Source organism: Gandjariella thermophila, assembly GCF_005405885.1.
In the GTDB taxonomy this organism is placed as follows: domain Bacteria; phylum Actinomycetota; class Actinomycetes; order Mycobacteriales; family Pseudonocardiaceae; genus Gandjariella; species Gandjariella thermophila.
In genome coordinates this window covers 34,429-51,674 of the sequence record NZ_BJFL01000008.1, presented here as the reverse complement: position 1 = coordinate 51,674, position 17,246 = coordinate 34,429, and the positions used below count along the sequence as shown (strand labels likewise).

The 17,246-nt window shown below is 73.7% G+C and carries 19 protein-coding genes; 15 read left to right on the top strand and 4 right to left on the bottom strand.

Translation table 11 applies throughout. The features are described from left to right. Positions 1-10: 10 nt before the first annotated feature. Positions 11-763: a hypothetical protein gene (locus FFT21_RS10700; RefSeq protein WP_225978290.1), complete on the top strand. Its 753-nt coding sequence runs from the start codon at positions 11-13 to the stop codon at positions 761-763. A gap of 18 nt (positions 764-781) precedes the next feature. Here the strand turns inward: FFT21_RS10700 and FFT21_RS10695 are convergent, their stop codons facing one another. Both FFT21_RS10695 and FFT21_RS10690 read right to left on the bottom strand, forming a co-directional pair. Continuing rightward, entirely contained in the window at positions 782-1,249 is a 468-nt protein-coding gene (locus FFT21_RS10695; RefSeq protein WP_137813654.1) for a ferritin-like domain-containing protein, read from the bottom strand. Further along, the gene (locus FFT21_RS10690; RefSeq protein WP_225978289.1) at positions 1,249-1,776 is read right to left on the bottom strand and encodes a hypothetical protein; all 528 of its coding nucleotides are present in this window, start codon (positions 1,774-1,776) and stop codon (positions 1,249-1,251) included. Before FFT21_RS10690 ends, FFT21_RS10695 begins: the two co-directional genes overlap by 1 nt. A gap of 180 nt (positions 1,777-1,956) precedes the next feature. Here FFT21_RS10690 and rimP point away from each other — a divergent pair, with 180 nt between their 5' ends. The 9 genes from rimP to FFT21_RS10645 all read left to right on the top strand — a co-directional run bounded on the left by rimP (position 1,957) and on the right by FFT21_RS10645 (position 9,706). Beyond that, the gene (gene rimP / locus FFT21_RS10685) at positions 1,957-2,526 is read left to right on the top strand and encodes a ribosome maturation factor RimP (RefSeq protein ID WP_137813653.1); all 570 of its coding nucleotides are present in this window, start codon (positions 1,957-1,959) and stop codon (positions 2,524-2,526) included. Then, entirely contained in the window at positions 2,523-3,557 is a 1,035-nt protein-coding gene (gene nusA / locus FFT21_RS10680) for a transcription termination factor NusA (RefSeq protein WP_137813652.1), read from the top strand. The genes rimP and nusA overlap by 4 nt, the downstream gene beginning before the upstream one ends. A 22-nt stretch (positions 3,558-3,579) precedes the next feature. Further along, entirely contained in the window at positions 3,580-3,924 is a 345-nt protein-coding gene (locus FFT21_RS10675) for a YlxR family protein (protein WP_137813651.1), read from the top strand. 92 nt (positions 3,925-4,016) lie between these two features. After that, the gene (gene infB, locus FFT21_RS10670) at positions 4,017-6,983 is read left to right on the top strand and encodes a translation initiation factor IF-2 (protein ID WP_137813650.1); all 2,967 of its coding nucleotides are present in this window, start codon (positions 4,017-4,019) and stop codon (positions 6,981-6,983) included. Positions 6,984-7,048: 65 nt separating this feature from the next. Beyond that, the gene (locus FFT21_RS10665) at positions 7,049-7,342 is read left to right on the top strand and encodes a DUF503 domain-containing protein (protein ID WP_137813649.1); all 294 of its coding nucleotides are present in this window, start codon (positions 7,049-7,051) and stop codon (positions 7,340-7,342) included. 29 nt (positions 7,343-7,371) lie between these two features. Next, positions 7,372-7,848 carry a 30S ribosome-binding factor RbfA gene (rbfA, locus tag FFT21_RS10660; protein WP_137813648.1) on the top strand — a complete coding sequence of 159 codons (477 nt, stop codon included), beginning with the start codon at positions 7,372-7,374 and terminating at the stop codon, positions 7,846-7,848. 34 nt (positions 7,849-7,882) lie between these two features. Then, positions 7,883-8,998, top strand: coding sequence for a DHH family phosphoesterase (locus tag FFT21_RS10655; RefSeq protein WP_225978288.1), 1,116 nt, complete (start codon positions 7,883-7,885; stop codon positions 8,996-8,998). A 58-nt stretch (positions 8,999-9,056) separates the two neighbouring features. Continuing rightward, positions 9,057-9,302, top strand: a complete 246-nt coding sequence (locus tag FFT21_RS10650; RefSeq protein WP_137813647.1) for an AbrB/MazE/SpoVT family DNA-binding domain-containing protein — start codon at positions 9,057-9,059, stop codon at positions 9,300-9,302. Then, positions 9,299-9,706 carry a type II toxin-antitoxin system VapC family toxin gene (locus FFT21_RS10645; RefSeq protein WP_137813646.1) on the top strand — a complete coding sequence of 136 codons (408 nt, stop codon included), beginning with the start codon at positions 9,299-9,301 and terminating at the stop codon, positions 9,704-9,706. The genes FFT21_RS10650 and FFT21_RS10645 overlap by 4 nt, the downstream gene beginning before the upstream one ends. Positions 9,707-9,804: 98 nt before the next feature. On the opposite strand, the gene FFT21_RS10640 is transcribed toward FFT21_RS10645, so the two are convergent. Continuing rightward, the gene (locus FFT21_RS10640) at positions 9,805-10,338 is read right to left on the bottom strand and encodes a CGNR zinc finger domain-containing protein (RefSeq protein ID WP_137813645.1); all 534 of its coding nucleotides are present in this window, start codon (positions 10,336-10,338) and stop codon (positions 9,805-9,807) included. A 66-nt stretch (positions 10,339-10,404) separates the two neighbouring features. Here FFT21_RS10640 and FFT21_RS10635 point away from each other — a divergent pair, with 66 nt between their 5' ends. Continuing rightward, positions 10,405-11,712 (top strand): MATE family efflux transporter, encoded by a 1,308-nt coding sequence (locus tag FFT21_RS10635; protein WP_137813644.1) that lies wholly within the window; start codon positions 10,405-10,407, stop codon positions 11,710-11,712. Between the two features lie 36 nt (positions 11,713-11,748). On the opposite strand, the gene FFT21_RS10630 is transcribed toward FFT21_RS10635, so the two are convergent. Further along, positions 11,749-12,333: a TetR/AcrR family transcriptional regulator gene (locus FFT21_RS10630; protein ID WP_225978287.1), complete on the bottom strand. Its 585-nt coding sequence runs from the start codon at positions 12,331-12,333 to the stop codon at positions 11,749-11,751. A 96-nt stretch (positions 12,334-12,429) separates the two neighbouring features. Here FFT21_RS10630 and FFT21_RS10625 point away from each other — a divergent pair, with 96 nt between their 5' ends. The 4 genes from FFT21_RS10625 (at position 12,430) to FFT21_RS10610 (ending at position 17,197) form a co-directional block, all read left to right on the top strand. Further along, positions 12,430-13,806: a pyridoxal phosphate-dependent decarboxylase family protein gene (locus FFT21_RS10625; protein ID WP_192909472.1), complete on the top strand. Its 1,377-nt coding sequence runs from the start codon at positions 12,430-12,432 to the stop codon at positions 13,804-13,806. Next, positions 13,793-14,401 (top strand): hypothetical protein, encoded by a 609-nt coding sequence (locus FFT21_RS10620; RefSeq protein ID WP_137813641.1) that lies wholly within the window; start codon positions 13,793-13,795, stop codon positions 14,399-14,401. The genes FFT21_RS10625 and FFT21_RS10620 overlap by 14 nt, the downstream gene beginning before the upstream one ends. 32 nt (positions 14,402-14,433) lie before the next feature. Further along, positions 14,434-15,078: a DUF6875 domain-containing protein gene (locus tag FFT21_RS10615; protein WP_137813640.1), complete on the top strand. Its 645-nt coding sequence runs from the start codon at positions 14,434-14,436 to the stop codon at positions 15,076-15,078. A 772-nt stretch (positions 15,079-15,850) separates the two neighbouring features. Further along, positions 15,851-17,197, top strand: coding sequence for an MFS transporter (locus tag FFT21_RS10610; RefSeq protein WP_137813639.1), 1,347 nt, complete (start codon positions 15,851-15,853; stop codon positions 17,195-17,197). Positions 17,198-17,246 lie beyond the last annotated feature (49 nt).

Genomic DNA, 17,246 nt, shown 5'->3' with positions numbered 1-17,246 from the left:
GTGGCTACTCGTGTCGGAGGACCCACGCCCACCTGAACAGGCCACCCAGCGGGTGCCGCAGTTCCCCATGCGGCCGACCGACACCACCCCACTCGTCCGCGTCGGCCCGCCGGCCGGACCGCCGCCGCTCCAGGTGGGCAACTGGCAGGCGCAGCCGCCGGCGGGTGGCCGGCCACCGCGAAGATTCCCGCCCGCGCTCGGCTGGGTGCTCAAGGGCCTGGGCCTGGTCGCCGTGGCGGTGCTCTCCGGCCTGATCTGGCTGACCGTGCACGGCGGCCAGCGCGGCGGCACGCCCAATCGGGAGACCTCCACCGCCGCCCAGGGCGCCTTCCAGTTCACCCCGGTCCGGGAGAACGCGCAGGACACCTCCTGCGCCGAGCACTCCACCGGGCAGGTGCGCGCGTTCTTCAACGGCACCCAGTGCACCCAGATGACCCGCTCCCTCTTCACCACCACGGTGGCCGACGGCGGCAAGGTGCTCGTCTCGGTGAGCGTGGTGCAGATGCCCGACGCCGGGCAGGCCGCCCAGTTGAAGAGCCTGGTCGACGCCAACGGCACCGGCAACGTGCGCGACCTGGTGGCGGACGGCGCCATCGAGGTGCCCGGCGGGCCGCCAAAGGGGGTGGCCGGCGGCGGCTACGCCTCCAACCTGCGGGGCAACCAGGTGACCATCGTGGAGTCCGCGTTCTTCCCGCCGCACAGCCCGGACGACGCGCTGCTCAAGCGGGTGAGCACCGACGCGCTCCGGCTCGGTACCGGCTGATTCGCGTGCCCCCGGCGGTCACGGCCGGCCGGGGAAGGCCACCACGGCCGGGGACTGCCCCGCCCGCTGCCGCCAGGACACCGCGCGCACCGCCGAGGCCGTCAACGCGTCCACCGCGGCCCGGCGGACGTCCTGGTCGTCGCTGCGCTCGAGCACCCCGCGCCAGGCCACCGATGTGTCGTTCTCCGCGCTGACCAGCATGGCCGCCGCGGACGCCGCGTCGGTCACCGGGTTGGGCGGCAGGTACGCGGGTGCGGAGGCCGCCGGGGTGGCGCCCGCGTCGCGTAGCAGCCGCTCGGTGGCGTCCCGCCGGGCCCGGTGCGCGGTGGCCCCCTCGGTGAGCGCGGGCTGCGCGGCGGCCGGCAGGAACGCGCTGGCCAGGCCGTAGACCCAGACCGCGGCGTGCTCGGTGCCCAGCGCCTTCTGCAGCGCGTCCACCGTCTCCTCGGGCAACTCCCGGCTCCCGCCGGTGGTCGTGGTGGGCATCAGGACAGCACCTCCCGCAGCGCCGCGCAGCCGGCCGCCACCGAGCCGACCAGGCCGGCACGGTACCGGGGCAGGGTCGGCACCAGGTTGCTGGCCTGCTGCTCCGCCGTGGCCAGCGCCGTGGCGAGCGCGGTACGCGCGGCCGAGGTGCCGACCTGCGCGGCGGCCGGCGGTGCGGTGGACGTGGCCGCCGGCGGCGGGGTGGCCGAGGTGCTCGGCGGGTGCAGCCGGTCCACCTCCTGCTGCAACGCGGTGGCGTGCTGCTGGCGCACGCCGGCCACCAGCCGCGCCGCGTCGGCCAGGTCGGGGTGGGCGGCGGCGACCCCGTTGGCCGCGGCCACGTCCGACCGCGCCTGGGCGGCGAGCGCGATCAGCGGGTCGGGGGCCTCCGGTTCGGTCGAGCCGGAGCATGCGGCGGCCGCACCGGCCAGGGGAAGCAGCATCCCGGCGCGCAGCACCCCGCGCCGGCCGACTGCCCCGGGCCGGTCACCGGCGGTGGACCGGTCGAATCGTGGTGCACGGGTCACGGTCAGTCATCCTGCCAGGCGATGACTCGGACTCTGGCGGACGAGGTGGGATCGGCTGGCCCCGAGTTGGCGCAATGACGAGATACGCTGAGCAACCACGGCCGGCGACGCCTCGTCGGCCGATGTCGGCGCGTCCAGATGGGCGGCGGCGCCGCATCATGAGCAAGGGAGTGCGAGAAGGTGGCCAGCCAGCAGGGCGGACTCGCGGCGCGACTCGAACCCGTTGTCCAGCGCGCCGTCGAGGAGGTCGGCTACGACCTCGAACTGCTCGACGTGCAGCCGGCCGGCCGTCGCCGCCTGGTCAAGGTCGTGGTGGACGGCGAGCACGGCATCGGCCTCGACGAGGTGGCCACGGTCTCGCGGGCGGTGTCCTCCGCGCTGGACGCGCGCGACGACCTGCTCACCGGGCCGTACACACTGGAGGTGACCTCACCGGGCGTCGACCGGCCGCTGGTCAGGCCGAGGCACTGGCGCCGGGCGTGGTCCCGGCTGGTCCGGGTGCGGCAGGTCGACGGCACCGAGTTCACCGGGCGCGTCGGGGTGGCCGACGACACCGGGGTGGAGATGCTGGTGGACGGTCGGCTCCGGCGGGTCGCCTACGACGCGGTGGCACGTGCGGTGGTCGAGGTGGAGTTCCGCCGGCCGCCGGCCGAGGAGTTGGCGGTGCTGGAGCGCAGCGCCGGAGAGGGCACTACCGGGGAGGAAGCCGCGGCCGCAGGGCGGCACGGGGACGAGGAGGAGTCGAGGTGAACGTCGACATCGCTGCGCTGCGGGCAATCGAGCGGGACAAGGACATCCCCTTCGAGACCGTTCTCGAGGCCATCGAGAGCGCGCTGCTTACCGCGTACAAGCACACCGAGGGGCACGAGCCGCACGCCCGGGTGGAGATCGACCGGAAGACCGGCGTGGTGCGGGTGCTCGCCCAGGAGATCGGCGAGGACGGCGAGACGCTGCAGGAGTGGGACGACACTCCGGAGGGTTTCGGCCGGATCGCCGCCACCACCGCGCGCCAGGTCATCCTGCAGCGGCTGCGGGACGCCGAGCACGAGCGCACCTTCGGCGAGTTCTCCGCCAAGGAGGGGGAGATCATCGCCGGGGTGGTGCAGCGGGACGCCAGGGCCAACTCGCGCGGCATGGTGATCGTCCAGGTCGGCGACACCGAGGGCGTGCTGCCGCCGGCCGAGCAGGTGCCCGGCGAGCAGTACGAGCACGGTACCCGGCTGAAGTGCTACGTGGTCGGCGTGTCCCGGAGCACCCGGGGCCCGCAGATCACCCTGTCCCGAACACACCCGAACCTGGTGCGCAAGCTGTTCGCGCTGGAGGTGCCGGAGATCAGCGACGGCACCGTGGAGATCCCGGCGGTCGCCAGGGAGGCCGGGCACCGGTCCAAGATCGCGGTGCGGTCCACCATTCCCGGCGTGAACGCCAAGGGCGCGTGCATCGGGCCGATGGGCGCCCGAGTGCGCAACGTGATGAGCGAGCTGGCCGGCGAGAAGATCGACATCATCGACTACTCGGACGATCCGGCCACGTTCGTCGGGAATGCGCTCTCGCCCGCGAAGGTTGTCTCTGTTCGGGTGCTCGACGAGCGGGCGAAGACCGCTCGGGTGGTGGTGCCGGACTTCCAACTCTCCCTGGCCATCGGCAAGGAGGGCCAGAACGCCCGGCTCGCCGCGCGGTTGACCGGATGGCGCATCGACATCCGCAGCGACGCCGAGGACCCCACCAACGACGGCGGACCGGCTCCCGCGGGAGCCTCCGCATCCGGTTCGGCAGAGTGAGAGCAACGAGATAAACTCTTCAGTGGTTCAACACCAGGGAACGCCGCGCACGCGGTCCGGCCCGGTCCGGACCTGCGTGGGCTGTCGTGCCCGGACGTTGGCCTCGGAGCTGTTGCGTGTGGTGGTCGTGGACGGGGCGGTCGTTCCCGACACTCGGCGTCGGCTTCCGGGTCGAGGGGCCTGGCTGCACCTCGATCCGGAGTGCCTGCGCCTCGCGGAGCGGCGGCGGGCATTCTCCCGAGCCCTGCGGGTCGGGGGAGCGCCTGATGTCGCCGGTGTCCGCGCCCATCTCACACGTCTCGGCTCGGCACCCGCCGCGGGAGAAGCCCGCGAACGGCAGAGAAGGAAGCAGGTCGACCCGTCATGAATCAGCCGTGAAGCTGAAGCCATGAACGCGCTTCGACGGTAGGACGAGGTCGAGCGGGACTGCCCGCCCGGCCTCACCAGATGAGGAGAGCAGTGGCAGGCAAAGCCCGCGTGCACGAGCTCGCGAAGGAGCTCGGCGTAACCAGCAAGCAGGTCTTGAGCAAGCTCGCCGACATGGGCGAGTACGTGAAGTCCGCCTCGTCCACGGTGGAGGCACCGGTGGCGCGGCGGCTGCGCGAGTCGTTCGTCAAGCAGGCCGACCGTCCGGACGGTCGCGGCAACGGCAAGGCCGGCCGTTCCGGCCCGTCCGGACGCCGGGGTGGGCAGACTCAGGACGCGGCGCCCTCGGCCCGCGCGGCGGGCGAGACCCAGACCAAGCCCGGCCCGGCGACCGGCGAGCGGCCGGCCGCGCCGGCCCAGGGCGCGAAGCCGGGTCCCAGGCCGGGCCCGAAGCCCGGTCCGAAGACCGAGACCCCGGCCGCACAGCGCCCGGCCGCGAGCGAACCCGTGCAACGCCAGGTCCCGCAGCAGCAGGACCGGCAGCGTCCGGCGGCGCGCGCCGACCAGTCGCAGCGCCAGCAGGCGCCGAAGCCGGGTCCCGGCGTGGTGCCGCCCAAGCCGCAGGCGCCCAAGCCCGGTCCGCGCGCCCCGCGGATCGGCAACAACCCGTATGGGGTCGGCTCCAACGCGCCGGCCGCGCGTCCCACGCCGTCCCGGCCGTCCGGCGGCCCCGGTGGCGGCCGCTCCACTGAGGGGCGCCCTGGCGAGGGCCGGCACGGTGAGGGCCGGGAGCGGCACGGCGAGGGCCGGCCGAGCGGGCAGCGCGGCGGCGGTTCCGCGCCGTCGGGTCCGCGGCCGAACCCGGGCATGATGCCGCCCCGGCCGAACCCGGGCATGATGCCGCCGCGGCCGTCCCGGCCCGCGGGCGGCGGCGGTCGCCCCGGTGGCGGCGGTGGTCGTCCCGGCGGTGGTGGCCGTCCCGGTGGCGGCGGTGGCGGTGGCTTCCGCGGTGGCGGTGGTGGCGGTGGCCGTCCCGGTGGCGGCGGTGGCGGTGGCTTCCGCGGTGGCGGTGGCGGCGGCGCGCCGGCTCCGGCCGGCGGCGGCTTCCGTGGCCGTCCCGGTGGCGGTGGCCGCGGTGGCGCCGCGGGCGCCTTCGGCCGGCCGGGTGGCCCGGCGCGCAAGGGCCGCAAGTCGAAGCGGCAGAAGCGCCAGGAGTTCGACAACATGCAGGCGCCCAGCGTCGGCGGCGTCCGCCTGCCCAAGGGCAACGGCGAGACGATCCGGCTGCCGCGCGGCGCGTCGCTGAGCGACTTCGCGGAGAAGATCAACGCCAACCCGGCGTCCCTGGTCCAGGTGCTGTTCCACCTGGGCGAGATGGTCACCGCGACGCAGTCGGTCTCCGACGAGGTGCTGGAGCTGCTCGGCTCGGAGATGAACTACCGCGTCCAGGTGGTCAGCCCCGAGGACGAGGACCGCGAGCTGCTCGAGGCCTTCGACATCACCTACGGCGAGAACGAGGGCGGCGAGGAGAACCTCGTGGCCCGGCCGCCGGTGGTGACCGTCATGGGTCACGTCGACCACGGTAAGACCCGGCTGCTGGACACGATCCGCAAGACCAACGTGCACGAGCGCGAGGCCGGCGGCATCACCCAGCACATCGGTGCCTACCAGGTGCCGACGACGCTGGAGGGCCAGGAGCGGCTGATCACCTTCATCGACACCCCGGGTCACGAGGCGTTCACCGCCATGCGTGCCCGCGGTGCCAAGTCGACCGACATCGCCGTGCTGGTGGTGGCGGCCGACGACGGCGTGATGCCGCAGACGGTGGAGGCGATCAACCACGCCCAGGCGGCCAACGTGCCGATCGTGGTCGCGGTCAACAAGATCGACAAGGAGGGGGCGAACCCCGCCAAGATCCGTCAGCAGCTCACCGAGTACGGCCTGGTCGCCGAGGAGTACGGCGGCGAGACCATGTTCGTCGACATCTCGGCCAAGCAGGGCACCAACATCGACCAGCTGCTCGAGGCGATCCTGCTGACCGCGGACGCCGCGCTCGACCTTCGGGCCAACCCGGACATGCCGGCGCAGGGCGTGGCGATCGAGGCGCACCTGGACCGCGGCCGTGGTCCGGTGGCCACCGTGCTGGTGCAGCGCGGCACGCTGCGCATCGGCGACTCGATCGTCGCCGGCGAGGCGTACGGGCGGGTCCGGCGGATGGTCGACGAGCACGGCGAGGACGTCACCGAGGCGCTGCCGTCGCGGCCGGTACAGGTCATCGGGTTCACCTCGGTGCCGGGCGCGGGCGACAACTTCCTCGTCGTGGATGAGGACCGGATCGCCCGGCAGATCGCCGACCGTCGCCAGGCCCGCGAGCGCAACGCGCAGCAGGCGACCCGCCGCAAGCGGATCAGCCTGGAGGACCTGGACTCGGCGCTGAAGGAGACCAGGCAGCTCAACCTGATCATCAAGGGCGACAACTCGGGTACCGTCGAGGCGCTCGAGAACTCGCTGATGAAGATCGAGGTGGGTGACGAGGTCGAGCTGCGGGTGATCCACCGCGGCGTCGGTGCCATCACCGAGAGCGACATCAACCTGGCCACCGCGGAGAACACCATCGTGCTCGGCTTCAACGTGCGGGCCGAGCGCAAGGCCACCGAGATGGCCAACCGCGAGGGCGTGGAGATCCGCTACTACTCGGTGATCTACCAGGCGATCGAGGAGATCGAGCAGGCCCTCAAGGGCATGCTCAAGCCGGTGTACGAGGAGGTGCAGCTCGGCCGGGCCGAGGTCCGCGACCTGTTCCGCTCCTCCAAGGTCGGCACCATCGCGGGTTGCATGGTGCTCTCCGGCGAGATCCGGCGGAACGCCAGGGCTCGGCTGCTGCGGGACAACGCGGTGATCGCGGAGAACCTGCCGGTGTCGTCGCTGCGGCGGTTCAAGGACGACGTCACCGAGGTCCGCGAAGGTTTCGAGTGCGGTCTCACCCTGGGTTCGTACAACGACCTCAAGGTCGACGACATCATCGAGACCTACGAGATGCGCGAGAAGCCGCGCAGCTGATTCCCGTGCGGTTTCCGGGGCCGGTCGCGCGACCGGCCCCGGGGCCGCGCCGGGAGGGGAGGACCGTGTTCGTCGGTTCCCTGGAGCTGGACGTGCTGCTCGGGGACGTCCGCTCGCTCAAGCAGAAGCGCTCCGCGGTACGGCCGGTGATCGCCGAGCTGCGGCGCCGGTTCGAGGTCACCGTGGCCGAGGCCGGCCACCTGGACCTGCACCGGCGCGCGCTGATCGGGATCGCCGCGGTGGCCGCCGAGGCGTCCCACGTCACCACCCTGCTCGACGCCTGCGAGCGGCTGGTCGCCGCACGCCCCGAGCTGGAGCTGCTGTCCGCCCGGCACCGCCTGTTCGGCCCGGAGGACTAACCACCCATATTCGAACGAGGAGGAGCGCCGTGGTCGATCCGGCCCGCGCCCGCAGGCTCGCCAAGCGCATCGCGCAGATCGTCGCGTCCGCGCTGGAACACGAGGTGAAGGACCCCCGGCTGGCGAAGGTCACCATCACCGACGCCAGGATCACCGCCGACCTGCGGGACGCCACCGTGTACTACACGGTGCTCGGCGACAGCCTGGACGCCGAACCCGACACCGCGGGTGCCGCGTCCGCGCTGGAGGGGGCTAAGGGCGTGCTGCGCACCCTGGTCGGGCAGCGCACCGGGGTGCGGTTCACCCCGACCCTGACGTTCGTGCCGGACAGCGTGCCGGCCAGCGCGCAGCGCATCGACGAGTTGCTGGCCCGCGCGCGGGAGGCGGACGCCGAGGTGGCCCGGATCGCCTCGGCGGCCCAGCCGGCCGGCGAGGCCGACCCGTACCGGGCGCCGCGGGACGCCGACGAGGATGACGAGGACGGCGGCGCCGCCCGAGGTGCATGACAGTGCTCGTCCCGGTGCGCACTAGGGTGCCCTGGTGAGCATGCCGGGTACCGAGCCGCCCGCCGACGCACGTTCCCCCGTGCCGGCGGTCAGCGATCCCGCCGACGCCCGCGTCCCCGAGGCGGCGGTCGACGCCGCTGAACCGCGCCGCGCGGGCGGTCCGCTGGCCGACGCGGTGCGCCGGGCGGCCGCGACGCTGGCTGCCGCGCCCGAGGTCACGCTGCTGGCGCACGTCAACCCGGACGCGGACGCGCTGGGCAGCGCGCTCGCCCTGGGCCTTGCGCTGCACCGGCGCGGGGTGCGCGTGCGGGTGTCCTTCGGCGATCCCGGTGACGCGCCGGAGGCGCTGCGCGCGCTGGACGTGGCCGGGCTGCTGGTGCCGGCCGCCGCGGTGCCCGAGGCGCCGCCGGTGCTGGTCGCCCTGGACACCGGCAGCGTCGACCGGCTGGGCTCGCTGGGCGACCGGGTGGCCGCCACCGTCGCCGCCGGCGGCGAGGTGATCGTGGTGGACCACCACGCGTCCAACACCCGGTACGGCACCCAGCACGTGGTGGACGAGCACGTCGAGGCCACCGCGCTGCTCGCGCTGCGGCTGGTGGACGCGCTGGGCGTGCCGCTGGACGCGGCGACCGCCCGCTGCCTGTACGCCGGGCTGGTCACCGACACCCGCGCCTTCCGGCATGCCGGCCCGGAGGCGCACCGGGTGGCCGCCCGGTTGCTGTCCGCCGGGGTGGACGCCGCCGCCACCGTGCGGCCGCTGATGGACACCCACCCGTTCGGCTGGCTGCGCATGCTGTCCGTCGTGCTCGCCCGCGCCGAGCTGGACCCGCACGCGGCGCGCGGTCTCGGCCTGGTGCACGCGGTAGTGCGCGCCGCCGACGCCGACGGGCTGGGCAGCCAGGAGGTGGACAGCGTGATCGACGTGGTGCGGTCCACCGCAGAGGCGGAGGTGGCCGCGGTGCTCAAGGAGATCGGGCCGGAGCGCTGGTCGGTGTCGCTGCGCGCGGTGAGCCGGCTGGACGTGCGGGCCGCGGCGGAAGCGCTGGGCGGCGGGGGACACCGGCTCGCCGCCGGCTTCACCGCGGAAGGCACCGCCGCCGACGTGCTCGCCGCCCTGCGTACCGCCCTGGACCACGCCCCGCTGCTCTAGACCGATGCCCGGCACCTGGATACCGGGTGCACGACCGGGTTGGTGGTAGATTTCTGGCATGAGGACTGCCATCGACGCTGCCGGGCGCGTTGTCATTCCCAAAGCGTTGCGGGACACGCTCGGCCTGACGGCGGGCCAGCCTCTGGAGATCATGGAGCGTGACGGGCGAATCGAGATCGTCCCGGCGCCCACACCGATGCGGCTGGTCGACGACGGCGAAGGGGTGGTTGCCGTCGCCGATACCGACATGCCCGTGCTGACCGCCGACATGGTGCGAGACACGCTGGAGCGCACGCGGCGATGAGGGCGGCTGATTCCAGCGTCGTCATCGCCGCCTTCGCGAGCTGGCACGAGCACCATGCGGTCGCTCGGAAGGCCCTGGCAACCCGGCCACGTCTGGTCGCGCACGCGGCGGTCGAGGCCTACTCCGTCCTGACCCGCCTGCCACCTCCGCACCGTGCGCAGCCGTCGATCGTGCACGCCTTCGTCACCGAACGGTTCACCGAGCTATTCCTCACCCTCTCCGAGACGGGCTACCAGGAGTTCCTTGCCACGGTGGCAGCCGGCCAGATTCTCGGCGGCCCGGCCTACGATGCCTTGATCGCCTTCACCGCAGCCGAGCACCAAGCCACCCTGATGAGCCTCGACCAGCGGGCCACTGCTACTTACGAAGCCGTCGGGGTCACCGTGGAGCCGCTGGCGAGCTGACCGGCGGGTGCCCGATCGGCACCGGCACCCGGGCGAGACGTGGCAGGATCGCCGTTGCCGCCCCGGGGGAAGGGGCACACGAAGCGGCCACGGCGAGATCAGGTCGGGCGGCGGCGGGCGCGGAACGCGGCCACGTGCATGCGGTTCGCGCAGCGCGCCGAGCAGAACCGCCTGGCCCGGTTGGTCGAGGTGTCGAGGAAGAAGGCGGCGCACCCCTCCGCCGCGCACCGGCCCCAGCGGGACGTGCCGTGCCGCACGATGCCCTGGGCCAGCCCCCACGCCGCCGCGGCGGCCACCTCCCGCGCCGGCGGCGCGTCCACGTCCGCGACGTGCACGTGCCAGTTCGGCGCCGCACCGGCCGGCTGGTGCCCCGCGGACAGCCGGGGCCGCGGCGGGTGCGCCGCGAGCAGCGCGTTGATCTCGCGCAGCACGGCGTCGGCGGCCCCGGACACCGCGGCGGCGAGCGCGCGGCGCAGCCCGCCGGCGACCTCGCGCAGTACCGCCAGGTCGGCCTCGCCCGCGCGGCCGGCCCACCACGGCTCGTCGTGCAGCGCCGCGCGCAGCGTTTCCAGGTCGGCCAGGTCGCTGTTGGCCAGCCGCAGCGCCACGTCCAAGTAATCGGCGTTGTCCATATCCGGTCCTTACCCTACCCTGTCAGGAGCGTACTGAGCGAGCGGTCATTACCGGGGGGAGGGTGCATGGACACGACCGAGCGGGTCTCCGCGCGGCGGGTGCTCGGCCTGGCCGTGCCCGCGCTCGGCGTGCTCGCGGCCGAACCGCTGTACGTGCTGGTGGACACCGCCGTGGTCGGGCACCTGGGGGCGCTGCCGCTGGCCGGCCTCGCGCTCGGCGGCGTGATCCTCACCCAGGTCTCCACCCAGCTCACCTTCCTCTCCTACGGCACCACGGCGCGCACCGCCCGGTTGCACGGCGCCGGCCGGCGGGCGGAGGCGGTTGCCGAGGGAGTGCAGGCCACCTGGCTGGGGCTGGCCGTCGGGCTGGGGGTACTGGTGCTCGGCGAACTGCTCGCTGCTCCGCTGGCCGGCGCGCTGGCCGGCAGCGGCGCGGTGGCCGCCGCGGCGGTGAGCTGGCTGCGGATCAGCCTGCTCGGCGCGCCGCTGGTGCTGGTCGCCATGGCCGGCAATGGCTGGATGCGCGGCGTGCAGGACACCGTACGGCCGCTGCGTTACGTGCTCGCCGGCAACGGGCTGTCCGCCGCGCTCAACCCGGTGCTGGTGTTCGGGCTGCACTGGGGGCTGGCCGGGTCGGCGGTGGCCAACGTGGTCGCCCAGACCGTGGCCGCCGGCCTGTTCCTGCGGGCGCTGCTGGTGGAGCGGGTGCCGCTGCGACCGGTGCCCGCCAGCATGCGCGCCCAACTCGGGCTGGGCCGTGACCTGGTGCTGCGTAGCCTCGGCTTCCAGGCCTGCTTCGTCTCGGCCGCCTCGGTGGCGGCCCGCACGTCCACCGACGCGGTGGCCGCGCATCAGGTCGTGCTGCAGTTGTGGTCGTTCCTCGCGCTCGTGCTGGACTCGCTGGCTATCGCGGCGCAGTCGCTGGTCGGTGCCGCCCTTGGCGGCGGGGACGAGCGCCGCGCCCGGGGCGTGGCCTGGCAGGTCACCGGCTACGGCCTCGGCCTGGGCGTCGGGCTCGGAGTGCTGTTCGCCGCGCTGGCCAGGCTGCTGCCCAGGGCGTTCACCACCGACGCCGGGGTGCTCGCCGAGATCCCGCACGCCTGGTGGTTCTTCGTCGCGCTGCAACCGGTGGCCGGGGTGGTGTTCGCCCTGGACGGCGTGCTGCTCGGCGCGGGCGACGCGGCCTTCCTGCGCACCGCCACCCTGACCGCCGCGGGCTGCGGCTTCCTGCCGCTGATCTGGGCGTCGCTGGCGTTCGGCTGGGGTCTGCTCGGCATCTGGACGGGGCTGGCCGCGTTCATGCTGCTGCGGCTGGTCGCGGTGGTCGGCCGGACCCGTTCCGGCCACTGGGCCGTGCTCGGCGCGGTGCGCTGACCCCGCGCGGAACGCGCGGTAGGCGCCGCCGCGCGGTTACCCCGCCGGCTCGGCGAGCACCCCGCGCAGGAGCAGGTCCAGCACGGCGGCACGGGTCCGTTCCGGGCTCCACCCGTGGTGCGCGCGCAGGTGGATGTACCCCCAGCCGGCGGTGCTGAGCAACGCGGTCGCGGTGACCGTGGGCGACAGGTCACGCAGCGTGCCGTCCGCGGCGCCGTCCCGCAGCAGCCGCTCGAAGGGTTCCGCGAACACGTCCACCACCAGACCGTCCGCGGCCTCCCGGTGCAACTCCTCGTCGTCCGCGGTGAACATGTTGGCCATCAGGGCCAGGTATTCCTCGGCGAGCTGCCACAGCCCGTCCAGCGCGGCCCGCAGCCGGTCGGCGGCGGTGCCCGGGGCGGTCAGCGCCGGCCACACCGCGTCGCGGAAACCCTGCCGCATCCGGGTGACCAGGGCGTCCACCAGTTGCTCGCAGGACACGCCGCGCCGGTAGATCGTCGCCCGGGACATACCGGCCTCGGCGGCGATCCGTTCCAGGGTGACGCCGGTCACGCCCCACTTCACGATCGCATCCGCGGTCGCCCGCAGCAGCGACTCATCGGCGGCTTGACGCTGAGGCACCGCCACAGCATAGTTGAGACGAGATCGTCTCAAAACAGAATAACTAAAGTCTCGATGTTGAGACGAGTCCGTTGCACGATCGACAGTGGAGCCATTGTGGATCTCTTATCCTGGCTGGGGCGAGCGGTCGAGGGCTTCGACGACTGGGCACGGCCGTTCGGACCCGTCCCGCCCCACCCCTCGCACCAGGTCAGCGACGAGCGCTTCGCCGCCGCCTTCGCGGAGTTCGCCGCGCGGATGCGGGACAACTACCCGTTCTTCCACCCGCGCTACGCCGGCCAGATGGTCAAGCCGCCGCACCCGGCCGCGGTCGTCGGCTACCTCGCCGCGATGCTTGTCAACCCGAACAACCACGCCAGGGAGGGCGGTCCGGCCACCGCGGACATGGAGCGCGAGGCCGTCGCGGCCATCGCCGGCATGTTCGGCCTGCCCGACCACCTCGGCCACCTCACCACCAGCGGCACCATGGCCAACCTCGAGGCGCTGTTCGTGGCCAGGGAGGCGCACCCGGACCGGGGCATCGCCTACAGCGCGGACAGCCACTTCACCCACCGCAGGATGTGCCACCTGCTCGGCGTGCGGGGCCACGAGGTGCCGGTGGACGCCCGCGGCCGGATGGACCTCGACGCCCTCGAGGCGCTGCTGCGGACCGGCGCGGTCGGCACCGTGGTGCTCACCGCCGGCACCACCGGGCTGGGCGCGGTCGACCCGGTGCACGACGCCCTGGTGCTGCGCGAGCGCTACGGGGTGCGGCTGCACGTGGACGCCGCCTACGGGGGCTTCTACGCCATCCTGGGCAGCCGTGGCGCCGAGGGGCTCGACCCGGCGCCGTGGCGGGCGATCGGCCGGTGCGACTCGGTCGCCGTCGACCCGCACAAGCACGGCCTGCAGCCCTACGGCTGCGGCGCGGTGCTGTTCGCCGATCCGTCGGTCGCGCGGTTCTACCGGCACGACTCGCCGTACACCTACTTCACCCCGGCCGGCGTGCACCTCGGCGAGATCAGCCTGGAGTGCTCCCGGGCCGGCGCGGCGGCCGCCGCACTGTGGCTGACGCTGCGGGTGCTGCCGCTCACCCCGGACGGTCTGGGCGCGGTCCTCTCCGCCAGCCGGCGTGCCGCCCTGCGCTGGGCGGAACTGATCCGGGCCGCTCCGGAACTGACCCTGTACCAGCAACCGGACCTGGACATCGTCACGTACTTCCCGCAGGCCGGCACGCTCGGCGCGATCGACGCGGCCTCGGCGCGGATGCTCGCCCGGGGCATGGCCGACGCCCAGGATCCGGTCTTCCTCAGCGTGCTCCGCGCGGACGCCAACGCCTTCCTGGCCCGCCATCCGGATGTGGTCGCGGACGCCGACGGTGCCCGGGTACTGCGCAGCGTGCTGATCAAACCCGAGTTCAACGACTACCTGCCCCGGCTGCACACCAAAGTGACTGAACTGGCGCACCAGGGAGTTTCCGTTGCCGCCCCGTGATTCCTCGCTGCTCGTCCGCCCGGCCCGGCCGGGCGACGCCGAACCGCTGGTTGGCGTGCTGACCGCCGCCTTCTTCGACGACGCCCCGATGCGCTGGGCGTTTCCCAGCGTGGACCGCAGGCGGGAGATCGTGCCTGCGTTCTTCCGGTTGTTCTTCGACCTCTCCGTGACCGCGGGCGGCGCGTTCACCACCGCCGACCTGGACGCCGTGGTGCTGGGCCTGCCGCCGGACGCCGCGCCGCCGGCGGACTTCACCGCGCGGCTGGGCGAGGTCGCCGGCGAGTACGCCGACGCACTGCTCACCATCGTCCGGCTGCAGGAGGAGCACCATCCCCGGCACCTCGGACCGCATTTCTACCTGGCCTTCGGCGGCGTCGCCCCGGAGCGCCAGGGCCACGGCAGCCTCGGCCGCGTCGCCCGGCACATCCTCGACGACTGCGACCGGGCCGGGCTGGCCGCGTATGCGGAGGCCAGCTCACCCGGCGGCGAGGCGGTGGCCCGCGGCCACGGCTTCGCCCCGATCGGCGGGGACATCCGGATTCCCGGCGGCCCTTCGCTGCGCCCGCTGTGGCGGCCGGCCGGGGCCACCCGCTGAACCCCAGAGAAATCGAAAGAAGTGGCCAACCCATGCGTGAAAACGGCACACCGCGACTCTGGTCGGTACGCGACGTGGACCACGGCACCGTGCCGGCCAGTGACCTCCCACTGCTGACCGAGATCGTCCGGTGGAGCCGGGAGTTCCTGGTTCCCGGTCACCCGGAACTCGGCCGCACCGGCCCCGTCTGCCCCTACACGAAACCGTCCCAGCAGCGGAACCTGTTCTATCTCACCGTGCTGCGCGGGGTGCGTGGGATCGCCGAGATCGGCGCCCGCGTCCAGGAGTTACGCCGGCACTACGAGGAACTGGCCGGCACGCTTGCGGAGAACGAGCGTCAACTGCTCACCTTTCTCCTGCTGCTCCCGGAATTCGACCCCGAGGACGCCACACCGCTGGATGACCTGCAGCGGCAAGCCAAGCCGGATTTCGTGGCCAGCGGGCTGATGATCGGGCAGTTCCACCCGACCTGCGAGGCGCCCGGCCTGTGGAACCCGGACTTCCGGCCGCTGCGCGCGCCGGTCCCGCTGCTGGCCATCCGCCGCATGCTCGCCGCCGACCTGCCGTTCCTGCTCGACTCCGACGGCAGCCTGGACGCGTATCTGGCCCGGTTCGCCCCGGCGATCCCGGCCCGCGCACGCGCCCAACTCGCCGGCCGCCTGGTGGGCGCCGGCTGACCCGCGCGCCCGAGCCCACCGCCGTCGCGGCGTTGCCCCACGCCGCGACGGCGGCGTAGCCGGGTGCCGTTCGCCGGTTCGGCCGGGCCAGCGCCAGGCGGGGCGGGTTCGGCGCGGCGGCGGTCCAGCACCGCCGCCGCGTCCCCGGCGGTCCTGGCCCGTGCCGCACCACCCGCGTGGTGCGTGCCGGCCGAACCGGGCTCGGCGGAAATATCACTGTTCGGGTTTCCCGGTGGCCGCATGGCCTCTTCGACGCTATGGGGCGGCAACCGGCGCCGCAATGGTAGTTGAAAAAAGAAGGACATTGACGATTCGTGCACCCTCGAACGGGTTATCGCGCCGGTCCCGGCGTTCACCAAGAGCGCGCATCGGTCACCGGACCGGGTCGGGCACCGCCTGAATCGCCCGAAAAAACCGGCATACTCCGCGGTTTCGGCGGTGCCGGGAATACGGCCGGCGCCTCGAAAAACCGGCCCGGCCCGGGTAGGTGGCACCCGGACACGTGATTCCTCTACGCACGGTGGGCCGGTTCTTTCCGCCTTCCCCACCGACCGGGGGAGGTCGCTGGTGGTGCCGGCGTGCTCCACGCCGCGGCGGCCACGCGAAATGACCCGTTCGGAGTAGCGAGGCGCGGCGGCGAGCCAGGCGTCCGGACGGCGGCGCCGCGGGCGGCCATATGGCGAAGCTCACCGTGTAATCGGTTAACCGATCCAGGTATCGCACCGATGGTCCCAGTGGCCGCCCGCTTCCGACCCGTCCAAGGAGGATCTTCGTGCCCGTCGAGCGAGCCACCCGGCAGGCGTGGCTGGTCTGGACGATCGCTGTGGCCGTCTACCTGGCGGCGGTGTTCCACCGAACCTCGCTCGGCGTGGCCGGCCTCGCGGCCGCGGCTCGCTTCGGCGTGGGTCCCGCCGCACTGGGCGTCTTCACCGTGCTGCAGGTCGGCGTTTACGCGGCCATGCAGGTGCCGACCGGACTGCTGGTGGACCGGTTCGGGCCGCGCCGCATGCTCACCGCCGCCGCGCTGCTGCTGGGCAGCGGGCAACTGCTCTTCGCGGTCGCCCACTCCTACCCGCTCGGCCTGGTCGCGCGCGCCGTGGTCGGCTTCGGCGACGCGCTGACCTTCGTGAGCGTGCTGCGGCTGGTCGCCGCGCACTTCCCGGCGTGGCGCTACCCGATGGTCGTCTCGCTCACCACCGCGCTGGGCGCGGCGGGCAACCTGATCTCCACCGTGCCGCTCACCCTCGCGCTCGATGGGCTCGGCTGGACCTGGACGTTCGTCGCGGTCGGCGCGGCCACCCTCGGCTATGCCACGCTCGCCGGCACCCGGCTGCGGGACGTGCCGGCCGGTGTCCCCGTGCCCGCGAAGACGCCGGTGCCGCTCCGCGCCGTGCTGCGCCAGGTGCACCAGGCCTGGCGGGTGCCCGGCACCCGGCTCGGCTTCTGGGTGCACTTCTCCACCATGTCCACGCCCACGGTGCTCGGCCTGCTGTGGGGACTTCCCTACCTGGTTCGCGCCCAGGGATTCAGCCCCCGCCTGGCGAGCACCGTGCTCGGCGTGCTGGTGATCGGGCAGATCGTCGGCAACCCGGTGGTCGGCTCGCTCACCGGGCGGCGGCCGGAACTGCGCATGCCTCTGGTCGTCGGGTTCCTGGCCACCGCGATCACCACGTGGGCGGTGCTGCTGGGCTGGCCGGGTGGCCGGGTGCCGGCCGCGGTGATCGTGTGCGCCTTCGCCCTGCTCTCGCTCGGCGGTCCGGTGTCGGCCATCGCGTTCGCCCTGGCCAGGGACTACAACCCGATACACCGGGTGGGTACCGCGACCGGGGTGGCCAACGTCGGTGGGTTCGTCGCCACCACCGTCGCCTCGCTCGGCGTCGGCGTGCTGCTCGGCCTGGTGGACGCCTGGGCACCGGCGGCCGGGTTCCGAATGGCGCTGCTGTCGGTGGCCGCCGTGCTGCTGGTCGGCACCTGCCGGGTCGCGGTGTGGTGGCGGCGGGCCCGTGCCGCGGTGTTCGCCGCCGAGGCGCGCGGCGAGGCGGTGCCGGTGCACCTTCGCCGCACCCGGTGGGACGCGACTCCGGACGAGCCGGCCCGGGAACTGCAACCGGCCGCCTGAGCCGGCCGCGGCGGTGCGACCCGTGTCGCGCCGGCGGGTTCCGGGTGCG

Excerpts from the sequence above, each read along its gene's own strand:
- FFT21_RS10695 (WP_137813654.1), bottom strand. The coding sequence starts at position 1,249 with ATGCCCACCACGACCACCGGCGGGAGCCGGGAGTTGCCCGAGGAGACG.
- FFT21_RS10650 (WP_137813647.1), top strand. The coding sequence starts at position 9,057 with ATGAGGACTGCCATCGACGCTGCCGGGCGCGTTGTCATTCCCAAAGCG.
- FFT21_RS10645 (WP_137813646.1), top strand. The coding sequence starts at position 9,299 with ATGAGGGCGGCTGATTCCAGCGTCGTCATCGCCGCCTTCGCGAGCTGG.
- FFT21_RS10640 (WP_137813645.1), bottom strand. The coding sequence starts at position 10,338 with ATGGACAACGCCGATTACTTGGACGTGGCGCTGCGGCTGGCCAACAGC.
- FFT21_RS10635 (WP_137813644.1), top strand. The coding sequence starts at position 10,405 with ATGGACACGACCGAGCGGGTCTCCGCGCGGCGGGTGCTCGGCCTGGCC.
- FFT21_RS10615 (WP_137813640.1), top strand. The coding sequence starts at position 14,434 with ATGCGTGAAAACGGCACACCGCGACTCTGGTCGGTACGCGACGTGGAC.